The sequence below is a fragment of the Variovorax sp. dw_954 genome, from assembly GCF_018449755.1.
GTDB lineage: Bacteria > Pseudomonadota > Gammaproteobacteria > Burkholderiales > Burkholderiaceae_C > Variovorax.
The window spans coordinates 399,973-414,099 of sequence record NZ_JAAVVD010000001.1; the positions used below are offsets into that span (position 1 = coordinate 399,973).

At 67.0% G+C, this 14,127-nt stretch carries 11 protein-coding genes and 1 pseudogene; 7 read left to right on the forward strand and 5 right to left on the reverse strand.

What is annotated here, in order from left to right:
• Complete coding sequence (locus tag HB681_RS01795) at window positions 1-1,287, forward strand: hypothetical protein (protein ID WP_213953025.1); 1,287 nt, start codon at window positions 1-3, stop codon at window positions 1,285-1,287.
• On the opposite strand, the gene HB681_RS01800 is transcribed toward HB681_RS01795, so the two are convergent.
• The gene (locus HB681_RS01800; protein WP_213953026.1) at window positions 1,269-2,153 is read right to left on the reverse strand and encodes a DUF6279 family lipoprotein; all 885 of its coding nucleotides are present in this window, start codon (window positions 2,151-2,153) and stop codon (window positions 1,269-1,271) included. The genes HB681_RS01795 and HB681_RS01800 overlap by 19 nt on opposite strands.
• Here HB681_RS01800 and glmU point away from each other — a divergent pair.
• Window positions 2,152-3,564 (forward strand): bifunctional UDP-N-acetylglucosamine diphosphorylase/glucosamine-1-phosphate N-acetyltransferase GlmU, encoded by a 1,413-nt coding sequence (gene glmU, locus HB681_RS01805; protein WP_213953027.1) that lies wholly within the window; start codon window positions 2,152-2,154, stop codon window positions 3,562-3,564. The genes HB681_RS01800 and glmU overlap by 2 nt on opposite strands.
• Before the next feature lie 13 nt (window positions 3,565-3,577).
• Here the strand turns inward: glmU and HB681_RS01810 are convergent, their stop codons facing one another.
• Complete coding sequence (locus HB681_RS01810; RefSeq protein ID WP_213953028.1) at window positions 3,578-4,069, reverse strand: Lrp/AsnC family transcriptional regulator; 492 nt, start codon at window positions 4,067-4,069, stop codon at window positions 3,578-3,580.
• Window positions 4,070-4,436: 367 nt separating this feature from the next.
• Here HB681_RS01810 and HB681_RS37895 point away from each other — a divergent pair.
• Window positions 4,437-5,252 (forward strand): annotated as a pseudogene (locus tag HB681_RS37895) (DUF481 domain-containing protein).
• A gap of 303 nt (window positions 5,253-5,555) precedes the next feature.
• Window positions 5,556-7,436 (forward strand): glutamine--fructose-6-phosphate transaminase (isomerizing), encoded by a 1,881-nt coding sequence (gene glmS, locus HB681_RS01825; protein WP_213953031.1) that lies wholly within the window; start codon window positions 5,556-5,558, stop codon window positions 7,434-7,436.
• A gap of 119 nt (window positions 7,437-7,555) precedes the next feature.
• On the opposite strand, the gene HB681_RS01830 is transcribed toward glmS, so the two are convergent.
• The 3 genes from HB681_RS01830 to HB681_RS01840 all read right to left on the reverse strand — a co-directional run bounded on the left by HB681_RS01830 (window position 7,556) and on the right by HB681_RS01840 (window position 10,251).
• On the reverse strand, window positions 7,556-9,118 hold the full coding sequence (locus tag HB681_RS01830; protein WP_213953032.1) for an arylsulfatase: 1,563 nt from the start codon (window positions 9,116-9,118) through the stop codon (window positions 7,556-7,558).
• A 310-nt stretch (window positions 9,119-9,428) separates the two neighbouring features.
• Window positions 9,429-9,806 carry a hypothetical protein gene (locus HB681_RS01835; protein ID WP_256734783.1) on the reverse strand — a complete coding sequence of 126 codons (378 nt, stop codon included), beginning with the start codon at window positions 9,804-9,806 and terminating at the stop codon, window positions 9,429-9,431.
• Window positions 9,807-9,963: 157 nt separating this feature from the next.
• On the reverse strand, window positions 9,964-10,251 hold the full coding sequence (locus HB681_RS01840; RefSeq protein WP_213953034.1) for an acylphosphatase: 288 nt from the start codon (window positions 10,249-10,251) through the stop codon (window positions 9,964-9,966).
• Between the two features lie 444 nt (window positions 10,252-10,695).
• Here HB681_RS01840 and HB681_RS01845 point away from each other — a divergent pair, with 444 nt between their 5' ends.
• The 3 genes from HB681_RS01845 (at window position 10,696) to HB681_RS01855 (ending at window position 14,118) form a co-directional block, all read left to right on the forward strand.
• Window positions 10,696-11,025 (forward strand): NIPSNAP family protein, encoded by a 330-nt coding sequence (locus tag HB681_RS01845; protein WP_213953035.1) that lies wholly within the window; start codon window positions 10,696-10,698, stop codon window positions 11,023-11,025.
• A 115-nt stretch (window positions 11,026-11,140) separates the two neighbouring features.
• Entirely contained in the window at window positions 11,141-12,913 is a 1,773-nt protein-coding gene (locus tag HB681_RS01850; protein ID WP_256734784.1) for a serine/threonine-protein kinase, read from the forward strand.
• On the forward strand, window positions 12,910-14,118 hold the full coding sequence (locus HB681_RS01855; protein WP_256734785.1) for an OmpA family protein: 1,209 nt from the start codon (window positions 12,910-12,912) through the stop codon (window positions 14,116-14,118). The genes HB681_RS01850 and HB681_RS01855 overlap by 4 nt, the downstream gene beginning before the upstream one ends.
• The last annotated feature ends 9 nt before the right edge of the window (window positions 14,119-14,127 follow it).

Consider the following 14,127-nt stretch of genomic DNA (forward strand, 5'->3'; position numbering starts at 1 on the left):
ATGAATCTCAAAGCCCGTTTGCGCCAGGTGTTGGCGGTCGGCGGTATCGAAATGCTCGGGGTGGTCTTCGCAGGCATTGCCGGGCTGCTCATCGTCAATGTCCTGCCCAAGGATCAATATGCCCAGTACACCTTCCTCGTCGCTGCCTCGAACCTGATGCTGGGCGTGAGCGATCTCGGCCTTGCGCATTGCGTGTTGCCGGTCATCGGCACGCGTGCCGGCGAGCATTCATGGGTGGTGGGCGTCTGCAAGCAGGTCTTCAGCTGGCGCTGGGTGATGCTGACGGCGGGCCTGCTGGTGGTGGGGCCCTACTGGTACGTCAACTCGAGTGGCCGCGGTTGGCTGGAGCCGGCCTACCTGGTCGGCACGGTGCTGTACTTCGCCATCGTGCTGCTGCAGCTGCGCGAGCACTATGCCAACTCGGTGGCGGTGGTGCTCGGGCATATCTCCGCCACCAACCGCATCGCCGCCGCCGCGCTGACGACCCGCCTCGTGCTGATCGGCGTCGTGCTGCTGCTGCCGGTCACGGATTGGTCGGTCACGGGCATCCTCGGCGCGACGACGGCCTCGGGCATGGTGGCCGTGCAGTTGTACCGAATGGCCTTGCGCAAGCTGGGCGTGCCCGATGTGCGGCTCGATGCGGCCGATCGCAAGAAGGTGGACCGGCAGGCGCTGAAGATCGTGCTGCCCCTGTTGCCGGCCGGGATCTTCCTGCAGGTCCAGGGCGTGGCCACCATTTTCCTCGCCTCGCTGTTCGGCTCGACCGACTTGCTGGCCGACGTGGGTGCGTTCGGCCGGCTCGCGATCGTGCTGACGGTGGTGGATCGCGTGACCGTCGTGTTGCTCTTTCCCGCGCTTGCGCGTGCGCCCGCGGGGCCGCGGCTGGGCAGGATCGTGCTGCGGGTGCACGCCGCCTACTTGGGCGCGATGGCGCTGGTGCTGTTGAGCGCCGTGTATGGCGGGCACCTGTGGGTCATGTTGCTCGGGGCGAAGTACAACAACCTGGAGCCCTACGTGTGGATGGTGATTCTCTCGGCCATCCTCATCAATGCCTCGGGCTTCGCCTTCCGCACGCTGGCCGCGCGTGGGCTCACGGCCAAGCAGCACTACACCGTGCCGGTGATCATTGCTGTGCAGGTGCTGTATTTCTGGCTGTTCGGCATTTCCGACCTGGTGTCGGTGCTGGGCTTCGGCGTGGCGACCAGCCTGGCCAATTTCGTGGCGCAATACGCGCTGCTCGGCGCGCGCCTTTCGCACCTGCACGCCGATCAGGACGCCGCCAGCTGACGCACGTCGTTCTCGTAGTCGCGCAGCCGCCGCGCCGCACGTTCGCGCTGGGACGCGGTGGTCGCGTTGTGCAGGGCGGCGAGGTTGCGGCAACCCTCCACCGACAGGGCTTGCTGGTAATCGCGCCAGGGGCCGGGCGGCGGATAGGCGATCCTTTGCACGTAGGCGTTCAGCGCGGCCTGCGTGTCCGCCGATGACGGCGGGTCGGCCCGGAGTCCGCGCAGCAGGGCCAGTGCTTCCTGTTGCCGCAGGCGCCGCTGGGCATCCATGCGCTCGGCGCTGAAGGCGGACGCCGCGACGAGCCGCCGCAGCAGCTCGCGCTGCGATGCGTCGAGCGGCCCATAGAAATCTTCATAGCGGTCGAGCATCTGGTCGAAGCGCTTGTCCTGGCGCTGCTCCGGATCGAGCGCGAGCCAGTCCTTGCGCCAGGACTCGTTGACCTTGGCGTACTTGCGTTGCAGGTGTTGAAGCTGGGCATCGCCCAGGCTCAGCGCCAGCGTCGCGCCCGGCGCCTCGGCACGCACCGCGAAGGCCAGCAGGCGGTCGCGGATCTCGTCGCTGAAGGCGCACACCTGCTCTGGCGTGAGCGTGTCCGGGGCCAGCGCTTGCGCCTTTTGCAGCAGGGCGACGAACTTGGGCAACTCATTGCGGCGATGCCACTCCAGCAGCTGCGCCAGCGCTTCGCGCACGCGCGGCGATTGGGTGGCGTCCAGGTCGACATAGCCATCGAGCCACCACCATGTCACGGTCGGCAGGTTGTTGTAGGCCAGCCTGACCGAGCTGCAGGCCCCCAACAGCGCGCATCCGAGCACGGCGACGATAATCCGCGCCAACTTCCAGCATTGATCGAGCGAGTACGCAGGCATGACAGATTTTTCCAACAACAACGAGGGGCCGGTCGACATCGTCGTCATGGCGGCCGGCAAGGGCACGCGCATGAAGAGCAGTTGGCCCAAAGTGTTGCATCGTTTGGCAGGGCGCGCGCTGGCGCTGCACGTCCTGGACACCGCAGCGCGCCTGCACGCGCGCTGCGTGGTGGTGGTGACCGGGCATGGCGCCAACGAAGTCGAGGCCGCGCTGGCGGATGCGCCCTGCGCGCCGGTCTTCGCGCGCCAGATGCCTCAGCTCGGCACCGGCCATGCGGTGCAGCAGGCAGCGCCGCTGCTGCCCGATGACGGCATCGTGGTCGTGCTGTCGGGCGATGTGCCGCTGATCCGAGAGGACACCTTGCGCGCGTTGATCGCGGCCTGTGCTGGCCGCCGGCTTGCGCTGCTGACGATCGACTTCGAGAATCCGACCGGCTACGGTCGCATCCTGCGCGATGGCGATGCGGTGCAGGCCATCGTCGAGCAGAAGGACGCGACCGAGGCGCAGCGCGCCATCAAGGAGGTCTACAGCGGCGTCATGGCGGTGCCCGCGCGGCTGCTCAAGCCGTGGCTGGCGCGACTGGACAACCGCAATGCGCAGGGCGAGTTCTACTTGACCGATATCGTCCGCATGGCCACGCTCGACGGCGTGCCGGTGGTGGCCCATCGCACCGACGACCACCTGCAGGTCACCGGCGTCAACGATCCGGCCCAGCTCGCGGGCCTGGAGCGCGCATGGCAGCGCCGCCTGGCCGATGCATTGATGGCGCAGGGCGTGCGGCTGGCCGACCCGGCGCGCTTCGACGTGCGCGGTTCGCTGGTGTGCGAGGCCGATGTGGAGATCGATGTCAACTGCGTCTTCGAAGGCGCGGTGTCGTTGGGCGCCGGCGTGACGATCGGCGCCAACTGTGTGATCGCCAACGCGCGCATCGAGACCGGCGCGGTCATCCACCCGTTCACCCACATCGACGGCGAGAAGGCCGGCGTGACCGTGGGCGAGGGCTCGCGCATCGGTCCGTTCGCGCGGCTGCGTCCGGGCGCGCGCCTGGGCGCCGAGGTGCACATCGGCAACTTCGTGGAGGTCAAGAATTCGACGCTCGACGCGGGCGCCAAGGCCAATCACCTGGCCTACCTGGGCGACGCCACGGTCGGTGCGCGGGTGAACTACGGGGCGGGCAGCATCACCGCCAACTACGACGGCGCCAACAAGCATCGCACCATCATCGGCGACGACGTTCACGTGGGCAGCAACTGCGTGCTGGTGGCGCCGGTGACCATCGGCGCGGGCGGCACGGTGGGCGGCGGCTCGACGGTGACCAAGTCGACCGCGCCGGGCGCCCTGACCATCGGGCGCAGCAGGCAAGTGAGCTTCGAGGACTGGAAACGGCCTGTGAAGCAGCCCAAGGGCTGAAAGCGCCCGCCGCCTATGCGGGCGCGCCCATCGGCACCAGCGGTGCGAACTTCGCCCGCTTCAGGCTGAAGTACGCCTTGACGTTGCGCACGTTCGCATCGGCCGTGAACAGCCGTTGCTGGAGCGCCAGGTAGTCGGGCATGTCGCGCGTCGCGACGATCAACACGAAGTCGGGTCCAGGCGACACCCGGTAGCACTGCTGCACCGCGTCGTCGGGTGCGACGCGCGCCTCGAAGGCGTCCAGCGCCTCGCTGCCCTGGCGGTCCAGCGAAATCTCAACCACCGCCTGCAGGCCATGGCCGAGCAAGGGCGCGAGCTTGTCGGGCGAGAGCAGGGCGATCTCGCGCTCGATGAGGCCGGCGCCGCGCAGGCGTTGCACGCGGCGCAGGCAGGTGGGCGGCGAGAGATGGAGATCGGCGGCCAGTTGCTGGTTGGTTCGCGATGCGTCGCGCTGCAAGGCATCCAGCAGGCGCAGATCGGTGGTGTCCAGTGAGATTGATTCCATGGTTGGCGCGATTCTGGAGGAAAACTCCGTCGATCGGGATTCATGGCATCGGATTTCATGAATCGATGTGCAATGAAATGTTGACTCAAGCGCGGGTTCGGCGCGAGTCGCTTTTGGCCCCAGAGTTGCAATGCAAAGGTCGAACGAGACCAATGCCGCGCGCTGGATTTGACTTATTTCACGGTTCGCGCGCCTGTACGCCGAAAGTTCGATTTGCGTGGGTCGCGGCGGCGCAAGCGGGTCAACTCGGTCGTCCAAAGAGGCGTTCCGGGCCAGTGAATACAAGCCCTCCGTGCCTATGAAACCTTGATTCCTCCCGCACCTCCCCACGCGCTTCAAGAACACATGACTTCGATTTCAGGGACCCATGAACCGTACTTCTTCCAGACTGTCACAAATCACCCGCCTGTCTGCGGCCTTCGTCGCAACGCTGGGCGCCCTCGCCACGGCGCAGGCGCAAACCGTGAAGGCGCCGCCTCCAGTGGCCGCCCCGGCACCCGCAGCGGCGCCCGTCACGCCGCTGGACAACCAATGGCATGGCGGCATCTCGATCGGCGGGGCAGCCGCGTCGGGCAATGCATCTTCCTTCGTGCTCTCTGGCGCGGCGGACGGCGTCAAGGCGACAGCGCAGGACAAGATCTCGCTGTGGGGCATCGCAAACTACGGCACCAGCAAGAACAACGGCGTGAAGACGACCAATTCCGACAGCCTGCGCCTGGGTGGCCGCTACGACTACAACCTGACGCAACGCGTGTTCGCATTCGGCACGGCAGAAGGCGAGACCAACTAGGTGGCCGGGCTGCGTTCACGCATCGGCGCGGACGTGGGCGCGGGCTATCACATCGTCCAGACGCCGGACACCAGCTTCGACGTCTACGCCGGTGTCGGTGCGGCGAACCTGCGCTACACGGACGGCACCTCGGCCAGCGGCGCTGAACTCCTGTTTGGCGAGCAATCCTCGCATCGGCTGAGTTCGACCACGACGTTCAGGCAACGGCTGGAATTCCGCCCGGGCAGTGGCGACCTCGGCACGCTGACCACCTTCGACGCCGGCCTGGCCACCGCCATTTCCGGCGCCTGGACGCTCAATACCGGCGTGACCGTGCGCCATGCCTCCAAGGTGCCGGTGGGCCGCAAGACGACCGATGCCCTGCTCACCGTGGGCTTTGGCTACAAATACTGAGCGACCCCGTTGACGGGCCGCGCCCGGCTCCCGCTCCGCGGGGGATCGCGTCGGATGGCACGGCCAGTTTGAGAAGAGCCATCGCCACCTGTGACTTCGGCCCCGCTTCGGCGGGCTTTTTCTTGGTCGGCAACGGCAGCGATGTGGATTTTTATTCCGAAATAAAAAGTAAAAGGGAATAAACATTCAAAAATGACTATGGAAGAAATTTGTAGTCAATTTATGGTGATTATTGGAAGCTTAGTTTTTGTCCTGACGCCTACCATTCGCACTCTCTGGTCAATCTCAACAAGGCAATTTCCTATGTGCGGCATCGTCGGCGCGGCTTCCCATCGCAACATCGTCCCGGTCCTGGTCCAGGGCCTTCAGCGGCTCGAATACCGCGGCTATGACTCCTGCGGCGTGGCCGTGCACGCGGGCGGGCTGACGCGCGCACGCACCACCTCGCGCGTCGCGGACCTGCTGACCCAGGTCGCAGAAGACAAGATCGAAGGCCTCACCGGCATCGCCCACACGCGCTGGGCCACGCACGGCGCGCCGGCCGTGCACAACGCCCACCCGCATTTCAGCCACGGCGCAGGCGAGGGCGCGGAAACCATCCGGCCGGCCCGCATCGCGCTGGTCCACAACGGCATCATCGAGAACCACGAGTCGCTGCGTGCCGCGCTGCAGGCCAGGGGCTACGTCTTCCACAGCCAGACCGACACCGAGGTCATCGCCCACCTGATCGACAGCCTCTACGACGGCGACCTGTTCGAGGCGGTCAAGGCCGCGGTGCTGCAATTGCACGGCGCCTATGCGATCGCAGTGATCTGCCGCGACGAGCCGCATCGCGTGATCGGCGCGCGCGCCGGCTCGCCGCTGATCCTGGGCGTCGGCAAGGACGGCACCGAGAACTTCCTGGCCAGCGACGCGATGGCGCTGGCCGGCGTGACCGACCAGATCGTCTACCTCGACGAAGGCGACGTGATCGACCTGCAGCCAAGCAAGTACTGGATCGTCGACCGCGCGCACAAGCCGGTGACGCGCCAGGTTCGCACCGTGCAGGCGCACAGCGGCGCGGCCGAGCTCGGCCCGTATCGCCACTACATGCAGAAGGAAATCTTCGAGCAGCCGCGCGCCATCGCCGACACGCTCGAAGGCGTGGTGGGCATCGCGCCCGAACTGTTCGACGGCGTGACGAATGACGGCAGCACCGGCGCCAGTGCGCACCGCGTGTTCAAGGAGATCGACAAGGTCCTGATCCTGGCCTGCGGCACCAGCTACTACAGCGGCTGCACGGCCAAGTACTGGCTCGAGAGCATCGCCAGGATACCGACGCAGGTGGAGATCGCCAGCGAATACCGTTATCGCGATTCGGTGCCTGACCCGAAGACGCTGGTCGTCACGATCACGCAGTCCGGCGAAACCGCCGACACGCTGGCCGCGCTCAAGCATGCGCGCAGCCTGGGCATGGAACAGACGCTGACCATCTGCAACGTGGCCACCAGCGCGATGGTGCGTGAATGCAAGCTGGCCTACATCACGCGCGCCGGCGTCGAGATCGGCGTGGCATCGACGAAGGCCTTCACGACGCAGCTGGCGGGCCTGTTCCTGCTGACGCTCGCGCTCGCGCAAGCCAAGGGGCGGCTCACGGACGAGGACGAGGCGAAGTACCTGCAGGAGATGCGACACCTGCCGGTGGCGCTGCAATCGGTGCTGGCGCTGGAGCCGCAGATCATCAGCTGGTCGGAGGACTTCGCACGCAAGGAGAACGCGCTCTTCCTCGGCCGCGGGCTGCACTACCCGATCGCGCTCGAAGGTGCGCTCAAGCTCAAGGAAGTCACGTACATCCACGCCGAGGCGTATGCCGCCGGTGAACTCAAGCACGGACCGCTGGCGCTGGTGACGAGCGAGATGCCGGTCGTGACCGTGGCGCCGAACGATGCACTCCTGGAGAAGCTCAAGAGCAACCTGCAGGAAGTCCGCGCGCGCGGCGGCGTGCTGTACGTGCTGGCCGACGGCGACACCAGGATCGAAAGCAGCGATGGCGTGCACGTCATTCGCATGCCGGAGCACTACGGTGCGCTGTCGCCGCTGCTGCATGTGGTGCCGCTGCAGTTGCTGGCGTATCACACGGCGTGCGCGCGTGGAACGGACGTGGACAAGCCGCGCAACCTGGCCAAGAGCGTGACGGTGGAGTGATGCGATTGTGGTGTTCCGGCCGCCGCCGATGAGCGCGATGGTCGGCGAGCCGCGGGAATTCCTGCCCCACCAGCGTCGCTGGCGAGGCAGGCACTTGCGGACCGGCGGTTACAAGGCCACTAGTTGCTGCTGCCGTGCGGCGACTCGAGCTTGGCCATCGCCATCTCGATGTTCTTCTTCATGCTCAGCGAGTCCGCACCCTGTGACGGCGGGAACTCCGCCAGGCTCTGCAGGTGTGCCGCCAGGAACGGACCGCCGGCGGTCGGCGCCCACAGCTTGGAGGCGAGGAACTTGCGCCCGACGTAACCCCACTCGTGCGACTCGGGGTCCATCTTCTCCATCGGATCCATCAGCAGGTTGAACACGTAGGGCACGCTCGGGTACTGCTTGGCGTTGAACCAGCTGCCGTCCTTCTTCACGCCGATGTGCATCTTCCAGCCATCGACGCGCACCGCCATCAGGTCGGTCTCGTCGTAGTAGTAGATCTCGCGACGCGCCGACTTGGCCGCCTTGCCGGTCCAGTGGTCAAGGTTGTTGTAGCCGTCGAGGTGCACCTTGTAGGTGATGCCGTTGGCGGCCTTGTGGCCCTTGAGCAGCTCTTCCTTGATGTTGGGCATGCCGGCGGCGGCGCACAGCGTGACGAACAGGTCCTCATGGTTCTGGATGCCGTTGGAGACACTTCCCGCAGGCACCTTCGCCGGCCACTTGGCCAGGCACGGCACGCGCACGCCGCCTTCCCAAGTGGTGCCCTTCTCGCCGCGGAACGGGGCATAGCCGCCGTCCGGCCACATCATGAGCTCGTTGCCGTTGTCGGTGGTGTAGATGACGATGGTGTTGTCGTCCACGCCCAGGTCCTTGAGCTTCTTCAGCAGTACGCCGATCTGCTCGTCGTGCTCGATCATCTTGGCGCGCACCACGTCCTCCTCGGCACGGCCCTCGTCGACCGCGGCCTGGACGTACTTCTTCGGCGGGTGCGACCAGATGTGGATCGCAGTGGTGTTGAACCAGCAGAAGAAGGGCTTGTCGGTCTTGGCGGTGCGGTCCAGCCAGTCGAGGGTCTTGTCGAGCACCTCGCCGTCGAAGGTCTCCATGCGCTTGCGCGTGAGCGGGCCGGTGTCCTCGATCTTCTGCTTGCCGGTCTTGCCGAACTTCGGGTCCTCAGTCGGGTCGTCCTTGTCGGTGGCCCAGCAGTGCAGCACGCCGCGCGGGCCGAACTTCTTCTTGTACTCGGGGTTCTTCTGGCCAGGGTAGTCGAGCTCCTCGGGCTCTTCCTCGGCGTTCAGGTGGTACAGGTTGCCGAACCATTCGTCGAAGCCATGCGAGGTCGGCAGGAACTCGTTGCGATCGCCCAAGTGATTCTTGCCGAACTGGCCCGTGGCATAGCCGCCGGCCTTCAGCACTTCGGCGAGGGTCGGGTCTTCCTTCTGGATGCCGCGCGCGGAGCCCGGGATGCCGATGGTGGTCATGCCGGTGCGCACCGGCAACTGGCCCATGATGAATGCCGCACGTCCCGCGGTGCAGCTCGGCTGGCCGTAGTGGTCGGTGAACAGGATGCCGTCCTTGGCAATGCTGTCGATGTTGGGGGTGTGGCCCATCAGGCCGTGCGTGTACGCGCCTACGTTCCACATGCCGATGTCATCCCCGAAGATGACCAGGATGTTCGGCTTGCTCTTGTCTGCCATGATTCGGCTCCTTTGTGTGTGAGTGAACAGTCAAAGGTTTTAGCCCGACGCAGGCTGGCGTGAAACTAGTCTTTGGTTAAGCGATGAGGCGCACGGCCCGGCATACGCCTCGAGCGGATCCCCGAACGCTGCGGGACGCAGCCGACCATCTTGTGAGCAGTGGCGAGGGATAGCGCTCACGCACAACCGCGCAGCAGCAAGTCGCGAGCTTTCATCCGGCGATCGCCCCTGAATTGGGTGCGTACTGAATTTCCGCGATTGCCCTGCGAGCCACCGTTTGGTTCGTCGGCGGACCTTCGATTTGCATTTCTTAACGGCTCGGCGCCGGAACGGTCGTCACGGTTTCCCGGATCACCCCGCCGCCCATCACGCTGCCGCTGGTCGTGGTGGTGCCGCTTCCGGTGCCCTGCATGCGCGCCTCGCAGTCCGCGCGCTCGGTGGCGGGGAGTGCCTGGCAGCGCGCCGACGCATTCTGGTTGGCTGCGGTGGCGCCGGGCTGTGTCAGGCCGCCGCGCGCGGCCTCCTGACGCGCCGCGCCGGCCTCGCGCAGGCAGGCGGCCGTGTCCTGGCGCGCGTCGCAGTTGGCCGCCTGGGTGGCTTGGGTGGCTTGGGAATAGGCCACGCCGCAAGCCAGGATGCCCGCAACTGCGATCAACGCGCTACATGCCGATGAGCGAAGGGTTTTCAATTGGATCTCCTGGGGGTGCGGCTGGAGCATGCGCCCGTCCTCGCGGACCGGTGTAAGCGGGAGTCGCGACTTGCGGGAAGCACTCGCCGGGTGATGGATCCGCGTCGGGGCCGAGCAAAGGATGCGGGGTCTGCGGAGGGCTTGATCGGGAGTCGCGCTAAAGCGTGTCGCGCGCCCCGAATCCTTCGAATGCGCTGTCCGGCGCAGGCGCTTGCACTACGTCCACGCGCTCGACGCGCCCATCCGGCGGGCCGCGATGGGCCCACGCGACCAAGGCATCCACGGCGGCCGCGTCGCCCGACACGAAAACCTCCACCGTGCCATCGCGCCGATTGCGCACCCAGCCCTGCACGCCCAGTCGCTCGGCCGCCTGGACCATGGACCAGCGATAGCCGACGCCCTGTACCAGGCCATGCACGGTGAGATGCCTGTGGACGGTTGTCATGCGGATCGATCCGGCCGGACTTCAGGCTCAGGCAGCCGCGGAAAGTTGCGGACCGCGTGTCGGCTCGAAGGCAAGGGCTGGCGGCTGAATTGCCGGCGTTCAGGGGCGCGCGCATCGCCGACCAATGCCTGCACCCGCGCGGCCAGTTGCGTCCGGTTCGTGTTGAGGTGCATGTTGTGATTGAAGCAAGGACCGTGCGGGGTCGAGTCAGGTGGCCATGCTAGTCCCGATGTCGTTGAACTGCAGGAGGGGTGCCGCTCCATTCACTTCATGGCCCCGACGCGCGGCTCATTTCCGCGCCCCCGCGATCGACCACGGCGAGTGCCTGCTCGCCGGCGAGGCGGCCACCTTTTCGAGGGAAACCCTGGAGGCGCACCCGATGGTGTGAGCGCGGCGATTCGCGGAAGATGCACGCCCACCTCTACACACCCCTGGAGCCCCCGGATGATCTATGAATTGCGGATCTATCGCACCCTGCCGGGCCGCATGCCCAACCTGCTGGCCCGGTTCAACGATCACACCATCCACATCTGGGCCCGGCTCGGCATCCAGCCGGCCGGGTTCTGGACCACGCTGGTCGGGGATTCGGAATTGAACGTGCTGACCTACCTGATCGCATGGGAGTCGCTGGCCGACCGGGAGGCGAAATGGCCGGTGTTCCTGGCCGACGCCGAATGGATCCGCGTGAAAACCGAAAGCGAGAAGGACGGGCCGATCGTAGGCAACATCACCAACGAGCTGCTGACGCCGACGAAATTCTCGAAGATGCAGTAGCCGCCCGCGTGTCACCCCGCCCCGAGCTACGCCAGGCGCTGAAGGGCTGGTGGCGCGACGGCCGATGGCCAAAGGGGCATCGCCACGGGCCCCAGCCTGTGCAATGCTTCGCGCCATGACTCCGCGCCCGCCGCCAGACGACGATGAGCGCACCGTGATGCCAGGTGCGACGCGCCCCGCTGGCTCGGCCGACATCAGCGAGCACGCCCTGCCCGATGGCACGCTGATCGAGGGATTCCGCATCACCCGCGCCCTCGGAGAGGGCGGCTTCGGCATCGTCTACCTGGCATGGGACGTGGCGCTGGAGCGCCCCGTGGCGATCAAGGAATACATGCCTTCCTCGCTGGCGGTGCGGGCCCATACCTCCCTGGGCGTGTCGGCGCGATCGGAGCAATACCGCGACACCTTCGCGGCCGGGCTGAAAAGCTTCCTCAACGAGGCCCGGCTGCTCGCACGCTTCGACCATCCGGCGCTGGTCAAGGTGCTGCGCTTCTGGGAGGCCAATCGCACCGCGTACATGGCCATGCCCTACTACGAAGGGCCGACGCTCAAGGCCGCGCTGGCGCTGCGCGAAGGCCCGGTGCCGGAAGCGCAACTGCGCGCCTGGCTGAAACCACTGCTCGACGCGCTGGCGGCGATCCATCGCGAGCAGTGTTATCACCGCGACGTTTCGCCGGACAACATCCTGCTCACGGCCGCAGGGCCGCTGCTGCTCGATTTCGGAGCGGCCAGGCGCGTGATCAGCGACATGACGCAGGCGCTGACGGCGGTCCTCAAGCCCGGGTACGCGCCGATCGAGCAATATGGCGGCGCCATGGCGCAGGGGCCGTGGACCGACCTCTACGCGCTGGCAGGGGTGGTGCACTTCGCGATCACGGGCCGCCCGCCCGTGCAGTCGGTGGAACGCGTCGTCAACGACACGCAAGCGCCGCTGGCAACGACCCATGCCGGCCAATACGGCGAGGGCTTCCTGCGCACGATCGACGCCGCGTTGTCGGTGCGGCCCGAGGCCCGGCCACGGGACGTGGCGCAGTTCATCGCGATGCTCGATGCGGCCCCGGCCTCGGCCCCGTCGCAGGCACCCTCGCCGGCATCGGCCCCCGTGCCGGTGGGCGCGGCGCCGGAGACCGCTTCGGTGTTCCGGCGCATGGGCAACGCGGTCACGCAGCGACTGTCCCCGCCGCGCGACCGGCCGCGCACCAAGGCTCGCGGGCAACCGCCGCCCAGCGCCAGCGTCCCTCCGCGACCGGCGTTGGCGCCGCGCGAAGTCACACCGTCGCGCGGCACGGGCAAGACCGTCGTTGCGCTCGCAGTCGCGGCCTTGCTGCTGGCGGGCGGGGCTGCATTGTGGTGGAAGACGCGTGGTTCGACCGCTCCGCCCGCGGCATCCATCCCTTCGACGGCGGAAACCCCGACGCCGGCGACTGCCGCTCCGGCATCGCAGCCCACGTCCGCAACGGGACCTGCACCCACGTCTGCACCCACGGCCGCCGTCCCGCCCGCGCCATCCCCTCCGCGGACGCCGGCCGAAGCGCCAGCCGCCACACCGCCGCCGATGGCCGAGCGCCCGTCGACCCCGGCGCCAGCGCCGGCAGCACCGCCTGCGCAATCGCCGGTGGTCGAACCGCCCGTCGCGAGCCAGGCGCCGGCCCCCGCGATACGCCCGCGCCCGGCCAAGCCGCCGGCACCCGCGGTCGAGCGAGCCAGACCCGTGGCCAGCAGCCGCCCCATCGCCGAATCCCGGCCCGAGACGCCGTCCGAAACCCCTCCCACAACTCCACACAACGTGGGACGCAGGCCGGCAAGGTGCGGTGATATTGTTCTGAAAGCGTCGATGGAATCGCTCAGCCCGGAGGAAGTCGCTTTCTTGAAGAGGGAATGCAAATGACACGCACCAGCACCTTTTCCATGATGACCGGGCTCTGGCTGAGCGCGGCAGCGGCCTTCTTGCTCCTGCAGGGCTGCGGAACGCCGACCGCCACCGTCAGCAACAACGCGCTGCCATTCGAAGAGGCCATCGCCGTGGCCACCGACGGGCTGGTGCAGCAGACCCGCAGGATCCCCGGGATGCCCGCCATGCTGGCCAAGGTCGAGGCCAAGGTGAGCAAGCACGCCGTCGTGCTCGACCCGACGCTCGATGCCGGCAGCGGCCAGCAGACCGCCGCGACGCAGCAACTCGACCGCGCAGTCACCGAGCGCATGACGAAGAACTTCGAGCAGATCGAGGTGCTGCCGTTCCGCGCCGCCAACCTGGCCAAGGCCGAGTACCTGCTGACGGGCACGCTGGTGCGCGTGCAGGCGGCCTATCGCCTCAACCTCGCGCTGGTCGACATCAAGGGCGGCACGGTGGTGGCCCAGTCTTCGGCGCTGGCGCGGCAGGACACGGTCGACATGAAGCCATTGCCCTACTACAGGGACAGCCCCGTGGTCATCAAGGATCCGGTCATCGACGGCTATGTGCGCACCAGCGCCCTGACGCCGGGCCAGAAGGCCGACCGCACCTACCTCGACCGCATTTCCACGGCGACCGTCATCAACGATGCCACCAACCTCTACAACGCCGCGCAATACCAGGAGGCGCTGGGCCAGTATCGAAGTGCGCTGGCCACCCCGGCGGGGGAGCAGATCCGGGTGCTCAACGGCATCTACCTCAGCTACATCAAGCTGGGCCAGATGCAGGAGGCAGAGGCGGCCTTCGGGCGCGTGGTGGCATTCGGCATCGCCTACAACCAGCTGGGCGTGAAGTTCCTGTTCAATCCCGGCAGCACCGAGTTCTGGTCCGACCCGAACATCAGCAGCGCCTACGGCATGTGGTTGCGGCAGATCGCCCGGGAAAGCGGCACCGCCAAGGTCTGCATGAACATCGTCGGCCACACCAGCAAGACCGGCTCCGAGCAGACGAATGACGCCCTGTCGCTCAAGCGCGCCGCCTACATCAAGCAGCGCCTGACCTCCGAGTCGCCGGAAGTCGGCAGCCGGACCCGACCGCAGGGCATGGGCTACAAGGAAAACATCGTTGGCAGCGGGACCGACGACCTGGTCGACGCACCGGACCGGCGGGTGGAATTCAAGATCAGGGACTGCCGGGCATGAGTCCGCGAT

Bases quoted from the DNA above. Each gene is read 5' to 3' on its own strand.
- glmS (WP_213953031.1), top strand. From the start codon at position 5,556: ATGTGCGGCATCGTCGGCGCGGCTTCCCATCGCAACATCGTCCCGGTC.
- HB681_RS01850 (WP_256734784.1), top strand. From the start codon at position 11,141: ATGACTCCGCGCCCGCCGCCAGACGACGATGAGCGCACCGTGATGCCA.
- HB681_RS01845 (WP_213953035.1), top strand. From the start codon at position 10,696: ATGATCTATGAATTGCGGATCTATCGCACCCTGCCGGGCCGCATGCCC.
- HB681_RS01795 (WP_213953025.1), top strand. From the start codon at position 1: ATGAATCTCAAAGCCCGTTTGCGCCAGGTGTTGGCGGTCGGCGGTATC.
- HB681_RS01855 (WP_256734785.1), top strand. From the start codon at position 12,910: ATGACACGCACCAGCACCTTTTCCATGATGACCGGGCTCTGGCTGAGC.
- HB681_RS01830 (WP_213953032.1), bottom strand. From the start codon at position 9,118: ATGGCAGACAAGAGCAAGCCGAACATCCTGGTCATCTTCGGGGATGAC.
- HB681_RS01810 (WP_213953028.1), bottom strand. From the start codon at position 4,069: ATGGAATCAATCTCACTGGACACCACCGATCTGCGCCTGCTGGATGCC.
- HB681_RS01800 (WP_213953026.1), bottom strand. From the start codon at position 2,153: ATGCCTGCGTACTCGCTCGATCAATGCTGGAAGTTGGCGCGGATTATC.
- glmU (WP_213953027.1), top strand. From the start codon at position 2,152: ATGACAGATTTTTCCAACAACAACGAGGGGCCGGTCGACATCGTCGTC.
- HB681_RS01840 (WP_213953034.1), bottom strand. From the start codon at position 10,251: ATGACAACCGTCCACAGGCATCTCACCGTGCATGGCCTGGTACAGGGC.